At 66.5% G+C, this 13,841-nt stretch carries 16 protein-coding genes; 13 read left to right on the top strand and 3 right to left on the bottom strand.

Features of this window, described 5'->3' with window-relative positions; genetic code table 11:
* Positions 1 to 72: 72 nt before the first annotated feature.
* Together mshA and ACFVAV_RS03275 are read left to right on the top strand one after the other, a co-directional pair.
* Positions 73 to 1,431 (top strand): D-inositol-3-phosphate glycosyltransferase, encoded by a 1,359-nt coding sequence (gene mshA / locus ACFVAV_RS03280; protein WP_379029949.1) that lies wholly within the window; start codon positions 73 to 75, stop codon positions 1,429 to 1,431.
* Positions 1,428 to 1,922, top strand: a complete 495-nt coding sequence (locus ACFVAV_RS03275; RefSeq protein ID WP_379029081.1) for a YbjN domain-containing protein — start codon at positions 1,428 to 1,430, stop codon at positions 1,920 to 1,922. Before mshA ends, ACFVAV_RS03275 begins: the two co-directional genes overlap by 4 nt.
* A gap of 39 nt (positions 1,923 to 1,961) precedes the next feature.
* Here ACFVAV_RS03275 and ACFVAV_RS03270 read toward each other — a convergent pair whose 3' ends face one another.
* Entirely contained in the window at positions 1,962 to 3,137 is a 1,176-nt protein-coding gene (locus tag ACFVAV_RS03270; protein WP_379029079.1) for a lipase family protein, read from the bottom strand.
* A gap of 203 nt (positions 3,138 to 3,340) precedes the next feature.
* Between ACFVAV_RS03270 and ACFVAV_RS03265 the strand changes: the two genes are divergently transcribed.
* From ACFVAV_RS03265 to ACFVAV_RS03250, 4 genes are all read left to right on the top strand, one after another.
* On the top strand, positions 3,341 to 4,252 hold the full coding sequence (locus ACFVAV_RS03265) for an ROK family protein (RefSeq protein ID WP_379029076.1): 912 nt from the start codon (positions 3,341 to 3,343) through the stop codon (positions 4,250 to 4,252).
* Positions 4,249 to 4,986, top strand: coding sequence for a phosphoglyceromutase (locus ACFVAV_RS03260; protein WP_379029073.1), 738 nt, complete (start codon positions 4,249 to 4,251; stop codon positions 4,984 to 4,986). The genes ACFVAV_RS03265 and ACFVAV_RS03260 overlap by 4 nt, the downstream gene beginning before the upstream one ends.
* Positions 4,987 to 5,128: 142 nt before the next feature.
* On the top strand, positions 5,129 to 5,476 hold the full coding sequence (locus ACFVAV_RS03255; protein WP_379029070.1) for a DoxX family protein: 348 nt from the start codon (positions 5,129 to 5,131) through the stop codon (positions 5,474 to 5,476).
* A 12-nt stretch (positions 5,477 to 5,488) separates the two neighbouring features.
* Entirely contained in the window at positions 5,489 to 5,668 is a 180-nt protein-coding gene (locus ACFVAV_RS03250) for a hypothetical protein (protein ID WP_379029067.1), read from the top strand.
* Between the two features lie 229 nt (positions 5,669 to 5,897).
* On the opposite strand, the gene ACFVAV_RS03245 is transcribed toward ACFVAV_RS03250, so the two are convergent.
* Positions 5,898 to 6,479 carry a hypothetical protein gene (locus ACFVAV_RS03245; protein ID WP_379029064.1) on the bottom strand — a complete coding sequence of 194 codons (582 nt, stop codon included), beginning with the start codon at positions 6,477 to 6,479 and terminating at the stop codon, positions 5,898 to 5,900.
* Between the two features lie 795 nt (positions 6,480 to 7,274).
* Here ACFVAV_RS03245 and ACFVAV_RS03240 point away from each other — a divergent pair.
* The 6 genes from ACFVAV_RS03240 (at position 7,275) to ACFVAV_RS03215 (ending at position 12,354) form a co-directional block, all read left to right on the top strand.
* Positions 7,275 to 7,637 (top strand): hypothetical protein, encoded by a 363-nt coding sequence (locus ACFVAV_RS03240; protein ID WP_379029061.1) that lies wholly within the window; start codon positions 7,275 to 7,277, stop codon positions 7,635 to 7,637.
* A gap of 1 nt (position 7,638) precedes the next feature.
* The gene (locus ACFVAV_RS03235; RefSeq protein WP_379029058.1) at positions 7,639 to 8,268 is read left to right on the top strand and encodes a DUF3558 domain-containing protein; all 630 of its coding nucleotides are present in this window, start codon (positions 7,639 to 7,641) and stop codon (positions 8,266 to 8,268) included.
* 2 nt (positions 8,269 to 8,270) lie between these two features.
* Positions 8,271 to 9,638, top strand: coding sequence for a hypothetical protein (locus ACFVAV_RS03230; RefSeq protein WP_379029056.1), 1,368 nt, complete (start codon positions 8,271 to 8,273; stop codon positions 9,636 to 9,638).
* Positions 9,635 to 10,339: a hypothetical protein gene (locus tag ACFVAV_RS03225; RefSeq protein ID WP_379029053.1), complete on the top strand. Its 705-nt coding sequence runs from the start codon at positions 9,635 to 9,637 to the stop codon at positions 10,337 to 10,339. Before ACFVAV_RS03230 ends, ACFVAV_RS03225 begins: the two co-directional genes overlap by 4 nt.
* Before the next feature lie 151 nt (positions 10,340 to 10,490).
* Positions 10,491 to 11,405 (top strand): hypothetical protein, encoded by a 915-nt coding sequence (locus ACFVAV_RS03220; RefSeq protein ID WP_379029050.1) that lies wholly within the window; start codon positions 10,491 to 10,493, stop codon positions 11,403 to 11,405.
* Between the two features lie 103 nt (positions 11,406 to 11,508).
* Positions 11,509 to 12,354, top strand: a complete 846-nt coding sequence (locus ACFVAV_RS03215; RefSeq protein WP_379029047.1) for a hypothetical protein — start codon at positions 11,509 to 11,511, stop codon at positions 12,352 to 12,354.
* Positions 12,355 to 12,440: 86 nt separating this feature from the next.
* Here the strand turns inward: ACFVAV_RS03215 and ACFVAV_RS03210 are convergent, their stop codons facing one another.
* Positions 12,441 to 13,217 (bottom strand): NADPH-dependent F420 reductase, encoded by a 777-nt coding sequence (locus tag ACFVAV_RS03210; protein WP_379029044.1) that lies wholly within the window; start codon positions 13,215 to 13,217, stop codon positions 12,441 to 12,443.
* A gap of 110 nt (positions 13,218 to 13,327) precedes the next feature.
* Here ACFVAV_RS03210 and ACFVAV_RS03205 point away from each other — a divergent pair, with 110 nt between their 5' ends.
* Entirely contained in the window at positions 13,328 to 13,714 is a 387-nt protein-coding gene (locus tag ACFVAV_RS03205) for a winged helix-turn-helix transcriptional regulator (RefSeq protein ID WP_379029042.1), read from the top strand.
* The last annotated feature ends 127 nt before the right edge of the window (positions 13,715 to 13,841 follow it).

Genomic DNA, 13,841 nt, shown 5'->3' with positions numbered 1-13,841 from the left:
ACTCACGAATACTCTGTGACGACCGTCACCGATCCCGGTAGGGATGTCGGTGGCGGCGTCGCGGCGTGCACACTGGAGGGTGTGAGTCAGCGTCGTCCGGATCTTTTGCCCCACCGCATCGCGGTGCTCTCGGTGCATACGTCACCGCTGGCGCAGCCCGGAACCGGCGATGCGGGCGGCATGAACGTCTACGTGCTGCAGACCGCGCTCGAGCTCGCCAAACGCGGCACCGAGGTGGAGATCTTCACCCGGGCGACGTCGTCGGATCTGCCGCCGGTGGCCGAGGCGGGGCCGGGTGTGCTGGTCCGTCACGTCGTCGCCGGACCGTTCGAGGGTCTGGACAAGAACGAGCTGCCCACCCAGCTGTGTCCGTTCACCGCCGAGGTGCTGCGCCAGGAGGCGCGCCACCTGCCCGGCCACTATGACCTCGTGCATTCGCACTACTGGCTCTCCGGCCAGGTCGGCTGGCTGGCCCGCGACCGCTGGCGGGTGCCGCTGGTGCACACCGCGCACACGCTGGCCGCGGTGAAGAACGCCGCGCTCGCCGAGGGCGACGCTCCCGAACCCGAGACCAGGGTGATCGGGGAGAAGCAGGTGATCGCCGAGGCCGATCGGCTCGTCGGCAACACCGGTGACGAAGCCCGTCAGCTCGTCGACCTGTACGGCGCCTCGCTCGATCGCATCGATGTGGTGCCGCCGGGCGCCGACCTGTCCCGATACCGTCCCGGCGACAAGCTCGCGGCCCGCGCGGAGCTCGGCCTGCGCCCCGACGAGCAGGTCGTCGCCTTCGTCGGCCGCATCCAGCCGCTCAAGGCGCCCGACGTGCTGGTGCGGGCCGCCGCGGACCTGATCCACCGCGATCCCCGCCGCAAGCTGCGGGTGCTGATCGTGGGCGGACCGTCCGGCAGTGGCCTGGCCCGGCCCGACGCGCTCATCGAGCTGGCCGCCGACCTCGGCATCACCGAGCAGGTCACCTTCCTGCCGCCGCAGCCCGCCGACCGGCTCGTCCAGGTCTATCGCGCGGCCGACGTCGTCGCCGTGCCCAGCTACAACGAATCCTTCGGACTGGTCGCCATCGAGGCGCAGGCCAGTGGCACCCCGGTGCTCGCCGCCGACGTGGGCGGTCTCGGCACCGCCGTCCGGCACCGCGAATCCGGGCTGCTCGTACCGGGTCACCGCACCCCCGACTGGGCCGACGCCCTCGCCGCCCTCCTCGACGACCCGGACCGGCTGGCGCGGATGAGTGCCACCGCCGTCGACCACGCGAGCCGGTTCTCCTGGGCGCACACCGCCGAGGGCCTGCTCGACAGCTACGCTGCCGCGATGGCCGGATTCCGCGCCGAACGCGGCCGGATCGCCTTGCACGCGGGCGAGACCAGCCAGGCCAGATCGCGGGCGCTGTGGCGGCGCCGGACGGGAGTACGCAGGTGAGCGCCGTATCGCAGGTGATCGACGAGACGCTGCGTGATCGCGAGATCGAATACACCCGCCATAGCGACGACACCTTCATCGTCGTCCTGCCCGGCGAACGCAAGCTCAAGACCACGGTGATGCTGACCGTCGGCAAGCACGGCGTGCGCATCGAATCGTTCGTCTGCCGCAAGCCCGACGAGAACTTCGAAGGCGTCTACAAGTACCTGCTGCGCCGCAACCGCCGTCTCTTCGCCGTGGCCTACACCCTCGACAATGTCGGCGACATCTACCTTGTCGGCCGGATGTCCGCCGAGTCGGTCACCCCCGACGAACTCGACCGCATCTTCGGCCAGATCCTGGAAGCCGTCGACACCGACTTCAACATGCTGCTCGAACTGGGCTTCGCCGAATCCATCCGCAAGGAATGGAAATGGCGCGTCGCCCGCGGCGAATCCCTCAAGAACCTGCGCGCCTTCGAGCACCTGATCGACGAGTCCGACCAGGTCTGACGTGGTGCTGGGCGAGGGGTCGCCCAGCACCGTGTCACCTCAGCAGTTCGTCGGGACCGGTTCGTTGCGGAAGCGGGACTCGACGTAGTTCCAGGCATCGACGAAGCCCGCGGCGGCCGCCGTCATGTGCTCGGAGATCTCGATCGTGGTGAGCTGGACCGGCGCACCCTTGGCACAGAAGTGGGCGACCGACTCGGCCACCGGACCGTACGGGGTGAGCGTGTCGTACTTGCCCTGCCAGATGTAGGTGGGTGCGGTGGGCGCGCCCTGGAAGTGGACCAGGCTGTTCTCCCGCAGCACGCCGCGCGCGACCTGGCTGGACATCAGGTCCTTGGAGGCGGCCATCTGCTCGGCGTTGCGGAAGATGCCGTGGAAGAGCAGGAAGCGGCGGCACGCGTCCTTGGTGAACTCACGGAACCACAGGCCGTTCTCGTTGAGCGAATCCGAAACCGGCACCTGCTCGGGGTACTCGCGCTCGATGCCCATGGCGGCCGCGAAGGCCAGACCGAAGCCGGGATGCGGCGCGAAACCGAGGGCGTCGGCCATCAATTCGAGGTCGGCGGGGATACCACCGGAGACGACGGCGGCGAGCTTCATCTCCGGCGCGTAGGTCGGCTGCAGCGCACCGGCCCACGCGGTGGCCATGCCGCCACCGGAGTACCCGGCCAGCGCGACCGGCGACGTACCGAGGCCTAGCTCGGCGACCTTCTGCACGGCCCGCACGCTGTCCAGGGTGACCATGCCGCTCATCTTCGCCGCACCGTAGGCGACGGTGGGGCCGAGGTAGTCGGGCACCGAGACCGCCCAGCCGCGCCCGATCGGCAGCATCGCGCCCGGCGCGTCCTGCAATTCACCGTTGAACAGCGACTGCGACGGATTGCACCGGGTGCCGATGGAATTGATCAGCGCCTGGTAGGAGACCAGCGGCGGGTTCTTCACGCCGATCGGCATCAGCACGGTGGTGACGCCCATGATCGCGTTGCCGGCCGAGTTGGTGGAGCGGAAGGCGACCTGCCAGCCCTCGGTACCGGGGTAGAGCATGGTGTCGATCCGGCGTGTGCGCACGACATCGCCCGGCGCGAGCGCACCGATGTCACTCGGTGCCGTGAAGAACGGATCCGGATCCGGAGTCGGGTACAACGGGTTGGCACCCGCCGGTGCGGCGAGGAAGCCCACACAGAGCAGGCTCAACGCCAGTACAACGATTTTCGACACAGCTATCCTTCATCAAAGTAGTGCTGCCCAACTGACTAGACCCGACCCGCGTTGAAGTATCTAACGAATTGGGTCTATTTGTACCGACCAGTAGTCAAAGTGTCGCGTGCCACATGCTGTGATCATTCACATCGACCGGCCGCCGAAGCGCCTCGTCGTGTCGCGACGACGATGTGGATACACACCAGGTGGACAGGAGGGCGATGACGGCACTGGCACTGGACATCGGAGCGACGAAATTCGCTGCGGGACTGGTCGATCCGGACTACACGCTGCGCGAGGTGCGCCGGGCGGCCACCGCTGCCGACGATCCGTGGGCGGTCTGCCGGGAACTCCTGCTCGCTGTGGCGGGCGACATACCGGTGACCGCGGTCGGCATCGGCTCGGCCGGACCGGTCGACGTGCCCGCCGGGGTGACCAGGCCGTTGAACCTGCCGCGGTGGCGCGACGGGTTCGCGATCGTCGCGCACGTGCAGGCGCTGTTCCCGGCGGCCGCGGTGCGGTTCGCGATCGACGGCGCGTGCCTGGTGCTGGCCGAACATCGGGTCGGCGGGCTGCGTGGGGTGGCCAACGGGCTGGCGCTGACGGTGTCCTCCGGCGTCGGCGGCGGGATCATCGCCGACGGGCGAGTGCTGGCCGGGCGCACCGGCAACGGCGGGCACATCGGGCACCTCGTCGTGCCGGGTGATGACACCCCGTGCAGTTGCGGTGGCTTCGGGTGCGTCGAAGCCGTCGCCGGTGGGATGTCGGCGGTGCGCTGGGCGCGCGAGCAGGGGTGGACCGGTGACACCGGCGCCGAGCTCGCCGCGTCGGCGCACCGCGGTGACCCGGTGGCGACGGCCGCGATGGCGCGGGCGGGAACCGCACTCGGACAGGCGATTTCCGCCGCCGCGGCCCTGCTCGATGTGGACCGGGTGGTGATCAGCGGCGGCTTCGCGCACTCGGGCGCGCCGCTGTGGGAGCCGTTGCAGGCCGCCGTCGCCCGGCATGCGCGGCTGGAGTTTCTCGACGGGCTCACGGTGGAGCTGTCGGACTTGGCCGACGGCGCGACCCTCGTCGGCGCGGGGGTCCTCGCCGTGGAAGCGGATGCGGATAATGCCAGAATGGCCCCATGACCTACACCCTCGTGCTGCTGCGCCACGGCGAGAGCGAATGGAATGCCCTCAACTTGTTCACCGGCTGGGTGGATGTGCACCTGACCGACAAGGGCATCGCCGAGGGCAAGCGGGCCGGCGAGTTGCTCGCCGAGCACGACGTTCTGCCCGACATCGTCTACACCTCGCTGCTGCGTCGCGCGATCAGCACCGCCAACAACGCGCTCGACGCCGCCGACCGGCTGTGGATCCCGGTCATCCGCGACTGGCGCCTCAACGAGCGCCACTACGGCGACCTGCAGGGCAAGAACAAGGAGCAGGTCCGCGAGCAGTACGGCCAGGACCAGTTCATGCTGTGGCGCCGCAGCTACGACACCCCGCCGCCGCCGATCGCCGACGACAACGAGTACAGCCAGGAAGGCGACCCGCGCTACGCGGGCATCGAGGTCCCCAAGACCGAGTGCCTCAAGGACGTCGTCGCCCGGATGATCCCCTACTGGGAAAACACCATCTCCCAGGAACTGCGCACCGGCAAGACCGTCCTGGTCGCCGCCCACGGCAACTCCCTGCGCGCGCTGGTCAAGCACCTCGACAACATCTCCGACGAGGACATCTCCAGCCTGAACATCCCCACCGGCATTCCGCTGCGCTACGAACTCGACGAGAACCTGCGCCCGGTGAAGCCCGCCGAGTACCTCGACCCCGAGGCCGCGGCGGCTGGCGCGGCCGCGGTCGCCAGCCAGGGCGGCAAGTAGTCGTTCCACCGGAACCGGCCCCGCATCGTTCGCACGGTGCGGGGCCGTTCTGTTGTCGCGGGCCGCGATGTCACACTCGGCAAGGCTGTGTCGTCACCTCGATAGACGCCGCGAACAGCGCGGCTGCCGAAGGAGGCTCGCCATGAACACCGCCTATGTCATCGTCACCGTCGTCGCCGCACTCTGGGTCGGCTTCTCGGCCTTCTCGCTGCTGCGCCGCGCGGCGTTCGTGGTCGACCCGCTGGTGGAATATGGTGTGCCGCAGACCTGGTGGACGCCGCTGGGTCTCGCCAAGGCGGCAGGGTCGATCGGCCTGATCGTCGGCCTGTGGATTCCAGCCATCGGCGTGGCCGCAGCCATCGGCCTGATCCTGTACTTCGCGGGTGCGGTGGTGACCGTCCTGCGCGCACGCTCGTACAAGACCGTCGCCTTCCCGGTGCTGTACCTGCTGCCGGTCGCGGTAGCACTCGGCCTCGGCATCGCCGCCTAGGTCCACCGCAGAATGGTCGAGAGACCGCGGCTCTCCGCCGCGGTCAAGCTCCTCGATGACAGCACGCAGGCCGCTGCGCCCGCCCCGCCGTGCCAGCGATTCCGCTGCATCGACCATCACCGTGACATTCTGGTCGCCGAGCATCTCGAGCAGTCGAGCCGGCGCAGCACGATGGTCGATGAACCGGGCTAGCTGCTCGACCGCTGCCAACCGCTCGTCGGTGACGGCGGGTTGTGCGTCGGACAAGGCGCCAGTCAACTCATTGCGGTAGGTCACCTGGATGCCTCCTCCGGCATTCGGACTGCGCCGCTTCGCATAGCCGCAGCTTCGGACCTCCGATTCGGTTTCCCCGAGCTGCGGCCTGCGTCAACCGCTCGATTTCGACCTGGGCAGCTTTGCTTCGCGCTGTTGATCGGACTGGCTACCGGATCGGCTGCCGATCAACTGCAAGCTTTGTCGTCATTTCGGTGAGGAATCGGACAGACCTGCGCTGATCGTCCGTGGTAAGACGCAGGGTGCCGCTCTGCGTGCTGACCTCGTTCTCCCGAATTTCGAGAGTCGCATTCCAATTGTTGATTCGCGTTGCAAATCTTACGATGCTCGACGGATTCCGCGGATCTGATCGCAGGTCATAAATCCACACTGCATCGCCTAGTTCCGACTTCTTTTCGTATCCATGACGCCCGTCGGTCGGGTCTGGATCGCTCGGGGCGTGCCGCGCTGAGTACGAAACGACTATATTCTGTCCCTGCTCGATTTCACACATCCCGCTGCCCCCGCGAGCGGCTTCTCCCGAGAGATCAGCGGGGAAGAGTGGAACGGTCTTCCCTTCGGGTGCATGCAATTCGGTCGTGAAGAACTTGCTCAGCGCGTCGCACAGCTCTGCCTGCGTGACAACTGGTTGAGCCTGAGTCGGTTTGTTGTCCGTTGGGGCCGGTGCGGAGCATCCAGTCGCCAGAGCAAATATGGCAGCACCGCTGATGGTCCACCATGTTGTTCTCATTGGCTAATCGTCCAATCGGATTTATCTCCGTCTTTTGCCCAGTAGGCGGCCATAAGCTGATAGCCAACCTCATCGGCGGCAACGTACCTACTCCAGCGTGGACTCAGCGATATACGGACTGGAAGGCATCCGGAATCAAGCTGCATCGAGACGAATGAAGATCCGACTCTCGGCATTTCAGGCATGCTGAGAGACTCATTTGACGGCGCTGTCGGTATTTGCGCGAACTGGTCCGGAATTGATTTGCTAGTTGCGGCCCGTTGCGGTCGTTCTGGCATAGTTTGAGCTGCCGTCGACATCTTTGGCACTAGTGGTTCGTCGTCCCAGAACTCATCGGGATCATCGTAATGATTGTAGAATCCGCCTGTCATGGTGAACCACTACGGCGGAATTTGATTCGGGCGATTGTGTCGTACCCAATGTTGTTCGCTGGCAATTCGAGCCCCCACTCTGCGTTGTTCGGCCCCACCTTGGGAAGTCACGATGATCCTGGCTACGCGTCGTGATCGTGTCAAGGCGTGAACCGTGCGAACCCCGGCGCTGAGACTGCTACCCGGTTCTGTGGCTGTTGCCGTTCGGTCGGGGAGTGGATTCGGCTGGTGGCCACCATGTTCGGATAGACACGCCCTGTCCGTGCGTGGGATTCGGCGGCGTTCTCGTCGTGATCGGGGTGCCTGTATGCGGCCAGGAGGCCGGGCGATGTCCAGGTCAGAGGGAGAAGCTATCGGCCGCTGTTTCAGGTAGGGGCGTTCGGGGCTAGACTCCCTGCTGACGCTTCGATGGGGAGGGAGCTCAGTGGCTATCGGTGGGGATGCTGCGGCGCAGCTGTGGAATGCGGCGTCGTCGGGGCAGTTGACGATGGAGCCGGATGCTGCTCGGGAAGTGGCTCAGGCGTATCTGCGGTTCGCGGCGATTTGTGATGGGTGGGTCAAGGATGCGGCTCACCTGCAGACCATCCATGGGTTCGGGTCTCTGAACTCCGCTCTGCAGCTGCAGAAAGGATTCGCGGACAAGGCAGCGTCTGCTGTGCAGGTCCTCGAACAGATGGCATCGGCGGCGCGGAGCATGGCCGATGGGTACCTTCAGGCTGCGGGAATCCTAGGCGAGGTTGATCAGCTCAGTGCGTCGGCGTTGAGCGCGATCAGCGGACAGGCATGAGATGAAAACTGGAATATCCATCGCGAGTTGTCTTCTGGTCGCATTGACAGTCGCGTCATGTAGTTCAACTCCCGGCACGGCTACGTCGTCCCCGAATACATCGGAGGGTGTCACCGAGACCCAGGCAGCACGCCCGACAATGACCAATCCGAAGTTGCAGCCGCCGTCGCAGGACAACAAGTACACCCAGTCAACGGGCCGTCCGAAGGTGGTCTTCGACCCCTGCACTTGGATAAGTGCCGCCGATATCGAGTCCGTGGGTTTTCGTTCGGAGTCTCGGGAACGTGGGCCAGACCTTGTCGCCGAGTACACGTTCTTGACGTGCACTTTCGACAGCCCAGGCAACACGCTGGCGCTGGGCCTGGATTCGGGGAACATCACATGGGAAGAGAACCTGAAGAAGAACGGAAGCTGGCTGGAGTCGACGACAATCAATGGCCGCCGAGCGGGGTGGGGCAAGGGTGCGCCCGGGGCCACGGATGAATGCAATGTACAGATGGAGACGAATGTCGGCGTGGTGCTGATGTGGGTCCGAGTCCAAAGCCTCGGCAAGAACCAGAATCTCGACCCGTGCGCCAACATCATGGAAATCGCTTCGGTAGTAGAGAAATCCATCGGTAAGGAGAACTGACCATGGCGGACGGGGGAGGAACGCAGGTTCCGCTGACGGACATTCTTTCGACGACATTTGGACTACCACCACTGGTGCCGACGGCCAACGGGCGACAGCAGCAGACGGGGGCTGAGCGGCAGCAGGAGGCGCTGAGTCACGGGGGGACCGATCCGAAGTACATCGCCGATTTCGAAGTCTTCGAAGGACTTTCGCACCAGGACATCTACAACGCGGTGCAGCAGATGCAGCCCGGTGTGATGCAGCAGTTCGGTGACAAGTGGGTCGCGATGTTCACGGAGATCTCGGGTGCGGTGACCGGACTGATGCTGCAGACGGCGCGGGCCGCATCGAGTCTGCAGGGCGAGTTCGCGTCGGCGGGGGAAGCCGCCGGGCGGCGGTTCGTCACCGAGGCGACGGATGTGTACACGGTGCTGTCCGCGGTCGGGCATCGGGTGAAGGCTGCGGCTTATGGTGCGGAAGCGGTGAAAGTGGCTGTGCCCGCGCCGGTCAACTCGGCCGAGGCGGTCGACGTCGGTACCTCGGTGCCGGCGACCCTGGCGGAACTGGTGGTTCCCGGGGATGCGGCAACTGTCGAGCGGGAGAAGGAAGACCGCCGTCTCCAGGCGATCGCGGCGATGAACCTGACCTACAAGCCGACCTATGGGCCCGCCGGTGAGAATGTGCCGACCTTCGTGGCGCCCACCCAACCGGGGACCGGCGGCGACACCGGCACCGGCACGGGTGGCGGTGGGTCGAACAACGGCGGCACGACCGGCGGTGGAACCGGAAACAATGCCGACGCAGGGACTTCCGGTGATCCCGGCACCACCACCGAGGACACCGCGCAGCCGGAATCGACCGACGGCGACGACGACTCCTCATCGGCGGGTACCGATACCGGGAACAGCAACGGCGACGACGACGCCCAGGCGCAGAACAGCGCCGACCCCACGAGCACCAATCCCGCCGCAACGGCACCCGCCGCGGCCACGCCGGGCACCGGCACCAACCCGTCCGGTGGATCGCCCGGGACCGGATCGCCCGGTGGTGGGGCCGGCACGGGCGGTGGCGGCACTCTCGGTCCGGGCGGTTCCGTCCCCGGGCGTTCGCCCGTCGGCGCCGGTCAAAACCTCGCCGCCGCTGGTCTTTCCGGTGCGGCAGGCGCGGCATCCGCTGCGCGTGGCATGGGTTCGCCCGGCATGATGGGTGCGCCGGGCGCGCGCGGCGGCAAAGGCGACGACGATGACGAACACCAGGCTCCCGACTACCTTCGCGGAGTTCAGCCCGAGCTGCTCGGGCCGGAACAGCCCGCGGTGCCCGGAGCCATCGGGGCCGACGCACCCGCGACCCGCCTCGCGGAGGACCAGGGCGGCGCGGGGGCATCGTGAGCTGGACCTTCACCGCCGACGAATTCGCTTACGTGTGGCAGGCGGAAACCGGTGACGACCGCTATCCCTTTCCGCTCACCGTGCATTCGGCCGCCCACACTGAAGACGGGTACGCGGCGCTCGCCCAGGTCGCGGCGCAGCGCTGGCCAACCGGCGCCGACCCGGACCTGACCGCGGTGCTGCGGCACGCGGCCCGGCCCGACACCGCGCTGGCGGTATTCGACGACGCCGGACCCCGGCTGCGCGCCTACGGGGCACGGTCCGGGGAGCGCGGTGTCGTGATCCGGCAGTACGACGACAACAGTGTCGAGGTGTTCTCCGGCAGTGCCGGGATGGTGGCGCGCGCCTTCGCCTCCTTCCTCGGCGAGCTGCAGGCGGGGCAGGCGGGACACCTCGTCGAGGACATCGACCGCTTGGCCGCGCACTTCGAATCCTGGCAGCGCCCCACCGATTCCGTCGCCGCCCGCATGCACCGTCTCACCGAGACCCGCCGCACCGCCTCCGGACACATCGAGTCCAGAGTGGGCTTGCACGCCGAACGCCCAACGCCGGCAAGGTATCTGACCTGGCTCGACGTGGCAGACGACGGACGCTATCTCACCTACCGGCGATACCAGGATCTGCACATCGAACCCGCGGGCAAGCAACGCCTGATCGACGCGATCGAGACCATCGCGACGGCCGGTGCGCACGAGGATTGAGTCCGGTGCAGTCATGACGTACACCGATGTCGCCCGTGATGCCTTGCCGCACTTGACCGCCGGCCCAGCACGCCGCCATCGCTCTCGAGGGTGGCGCGAAGGGCATTTTGTCCTATTCGAACAAAGTTTCGAAGATTGATAGTCTTCCTGCATGGTCAGCTCGTCGCACGAGGCGATGCACGGGATCTTCACCCATGATCCAGTCGCGTTCGCTCGCGCCTTCCACGTTCTCGATCTCCCATTTCCGGATCCCATTGCTGTGGAACAGATTTCGGTTGATCTCACCGAGACGGCTCCGGTCGAACGACGAGCCGACACCATCCTGCGGATCACGACCGCAGAGGATACGTTCCTGCTCGTCGTGGAGGCGCAATCGAGCAGCGATGTCACGAGGATCGCGGCGTGGTCGTACTACGTGACCTTCCTGCACAACAAGTACGAGCTGCCGGTCGTGTTGGTGGTCGTATGCCATGACAAGCAGACCGCCACCTGGGCGAGTAAGCCGATGACGGTCACGTATCGGCGCTGGACCAGTTTCACTCTGCAGCCGCTCGTCCTGGGCCCGCACAACGTGCCTGCGATCACCGATCCCGCCGAGGTCCTCGACGACCTGCCTCTGGCTGCACTTTCCGCGATCACGCATGCCCGGGAGCCGGAGATCGGTGCGATACTGGAGGCGATCATCGTGGCGTTCCGCAGGCGGGGATACGACGATGAGACCGCGTTCTATGCCGAACTCGTCGAACAAGGAATTTCACATACCGACGCCGCCCAGCTGTGGAGGGACCAAATGGCTACTGATCTGTCGTTCTTCCGTTCAGAATCGGCTCAGCGGCTGCGTGAACAAGGTCGTGAGCAGGGCCTCGAGCAGGGCCTGGAGCAGGGCCTCGAGCAAGGGCGGGCTGAACAGGCGGCGCGCTCGGTGTTGACTGTGCTCACTGGAAGGGGCATCGAGCTCTCGGCTGCCCATCGGGCGAGACTTGTCGAGACCACCGACCTCGCTCAGCTCGACACCTGGCTGGTGCAGGCCTTGACCGCGACGCGCGCGGGCGAGCTCTTCGACTGACAGCCTTTCACTGGTGGCGAGGCTGGTTCCCCGCGGGCGAGCAACGCCTGATCGACGGGATCGAGCCTATTGCGGCGGCTGGTCCACGCGACCATTTTTTGATGTGAGCAAACTCAAATCGAATCCGAAGTCGGCAGCGTCACAATTTTTGGACTGTCGAAATCTGGTGATATTGAATAGTCGCGTTCGATCGAAACTTCGTTACTCAGGGGGGAACGTGGCTCTTCGTCATGCCACCAGAAAATTCAGCCGGGCACTCGTTACCGGTGCGCTTCCATTGGCGATTGCCGTCACCTGCGCGGATGTGGCATCTGCCGCTCCGGTCGCACCGGTGGTGGCCGGCATCGAGCGCACCACGTCCTACGACGGACATGACATCACCTTCGTAGACGATCGGACGATGACGATCGACGGGCACACCGTCACCGTCGACAACCAGAATAATATGGTCAGGGTCGATAATCGCCCGGTGTCGTTCCGGAGCGTGGCGACTCCGGCAGAGGCGCTCATTTCCATCGACGCCCCGATCGCCGGCCCCGACAAGGTCGGCACCGGCGCTCTGGTCGGTGCCGGAATCGGCGCCGCGGCAGCCGGAATCCCCGCTGCCGTCGTCGGCGCCATCCCGGGCGCCGTGGTCGGCGGTGTCATCGGCGCTGGTGCCGGCTTCTTGATCGGCATCGGCACGGTCGCCGCCGGTGTTCTGATCGGCGCCATGGTCGGCTGCGTCACCACGGGCTGCATCATCGATGTGCCGGTCTTCCTTGCGGGCTTGGCTGCGGAGGCAGTTATCGCGGCTCCGTCCATTGCCATCGGAGCAGTCGCCGGTGTCGCTATCGGTGCCGCGATCGGAGCCGGTATCGCCGGACTGCCTGCCGCTGGAATCGGCGGTCTTGTCGGCGCCGGAATCGGGGCGGCCGCAGTCACCTTGAACCCGCAACTCGTTCCGTGATCTCATCCCGGTAATACGGAGAAGCCCGTCCCCGAACGTCATGGTTCGGGGACGGGCTTTTTCGCGCAAGTATGGGTGCGCTCGGGTCAGGCGTCGGTGACGGCGAATGCGGCGGAAAGGGGTGGCAGCATCGCGCGGGCGTCGGCGCCGGCGAACCAGAGACCTACCGTGAAAACGGAGGTGGCTTCGAGGTATTTGGCTCGGTGCAGGCCGCCTGCTGGGAAGGGCTGGAGGGCAAGGTCTTCGGCGAGGGTGGCGACGGTATGCAGCGCTGTGGGGTTGTCGGCGCAGAGCGGGACGGCAAGGCGCACACCGTCGAAGATCCGATCGGGGCCTGCCCACACCTCGGCGGCGAGCAGATTGAAGGCCTTGACCACATGCGCTTTCGGGGCGCCCGCGGCGATCCGTTCGGCCACCGCGTCCTCGCTCAGGACGAAGGCGGTGACGCCCTCGGGTGCGGACTCGTCGGGCAGGAAGGCATTCGTGCAATCGATGACGACCTTCCCGGCCAACGCGCCGCCGTGATCGCCGAGTAGTTCGGCAAGCGCGTCCACCGGCACCGCCATCAGCACAACCTCGGCGCCCGCGATCGTCGCGCCGATGCCGGCGGCGCGTACCGCGATCGTCGCCGCAGGCTCGGGTTCGGCAATGCCCGGCGCCTCGGTGACCTGTGCCGCCGAAGTGCTCGTGTCGGCTGGGCTCGTGCCGCGCGGCGTATCGCCGAGCGTCGAGCTGATCCGGGCGGCTAGTTCGCGTGCGGCCTCGGCCGAGCGGGCCCCGATCACCACCTCGTGACCGGCCGCGGCCCAACCACCGCCCAGCGCGGCCGCCATCGCCCCCGCGCCGATGATCCCAATTCGCATGACAACTCCTGTGTTCCGGTGATGTCGCGCCCAGCGGCGACGACCACACCGACGCTAGGAATTCCGATAGGCACCCGCGGGTGCCTATCGGCGGTGGCAGGCTGGTTCGCATGACCGCCGCACCGGCCGAACGGACGGAATACCCGCCCTACGGCGACTACGAGGCCGACTGCCCAGCCAGGATGGGCGTCGACCTGTTCGGGAACTCCTGGCTGCCCGTGATCGTGTACATGCTGCGGGACGGTCCGCTTCGTCACAGTGACCTGCGCACCGCCGTCGGCGGGATCAGCCAGAAGATGCTGACCCAGACGTTGCGGCGGATGGAGCAGATGACGCTCGTACGCAGGCAGCGCTACGCCGAAGCGCCGCCGCGCGTCGAATACGAACTCACCGAGGCCGGCCGGGATCTGCTCCAGCCGATCTATGCGCTCGGCACATGGGTCGAGCGGCACGGGGCCGCGGTGACTCTCGCGATGTATGGCGACCCGCCGGACTGACACGCCCGGGACACTCCAGGTGCCCGCCGGGTGAACGGCACGAGAACACCACGCCAAGGGCCTGTGACCTGCGCGAAACTTCGACGACCCGCCACCGCTACGTCGGTCGGCACTCGTACGATCAAAG

The organism is Nocardia sp. NPDC057663 (assembly GCF_042799895.1).
GTDB lineage: Bacteria > Actinomycetota > Actinomycetes > Mycobacteriales > Mycobacteriaceae > Nocardia.
Note: the sequence above shows the minus strand (reverse complement) of the source record. Positions and strands in the feature narration are given on the sequence as shown.

Excerpts from the sequence above, each read along its gene's own strand:
- ACFVAV_RS03265 (WP_379029076.1), top strand. The coding sequence starts at position 3,341 with ATGACGGCACTGGCACTGGACATCGGAGCGACGAAATTCGCTGCGGGA.
- ACFVAV_RS03260 (WP_379029073.1), top strand. The coding sequence starts at position 4,249 with ATGACCTACACCCTCGTGCTGCTGCGCCACGGCGAGAGCGAATGGAAT.
- ACFVAV_RS03255 (WP_379029070.1), top strand. The coding sequence starts at position 5,129 with ATGAACACCGCCTATGTCATCGTCACCGTCGTCGCCGCACTCTGGGTC.
- ACFVAV_RS03250 (WP_379029067.1), top strand. The coding sequence starts at position 5,489 with ATGGTCGAGAGACCGCGGCTCTCCGCCGCGGTCAAGCTCCTCGATGAC.
- ACFVAV_RS03245 (WP_379029064.1), bottom strand. The coding sequence starts at position 6,479 with ATGAGAACAACATGGTGGACCATCAGCGGTGCTGCCATATTTGCTCTG.
- ACFVAV_RS03235 (WP_379029058.1), top strand. The coding sequence starts at position 7,639 with ATGAAAACTGGAATATCCATCGCGAGTTGTCTTCTGGTCGCATTGACA.
- ACFVAV_RS03230 (WP_379029056.1), top strand. The coding sequence starts at position 8,271 with ATGGCGGACGGGGGAGGAACGCAGGTTCCGCTGACGGACATTCTTTCG.
- ACFVAV_RS03220 (WP_379029050.1), top strand. The coding sequence starts at position 10,491 with ATGGTCAGCTCGTCGCACGAGGCGATGCACGGGATCTTCACCCATGAT.
- ACFVAV_RS03210 (WP_379029044.1), bottom strand. The coding sequence starts at position 13,217 with ATGCGAATTGGGATCATCGGCGCGGGGGCGATGGCGGCCGCGCTGGGC.
- ACFVAV_RS03205 (WP_379029042.1), top strand. The coding sequence starts at position 13,328 with ATGACCGCCGCACCGGCCGAACGGACGGAATACCCGCCCTACGGCGAC.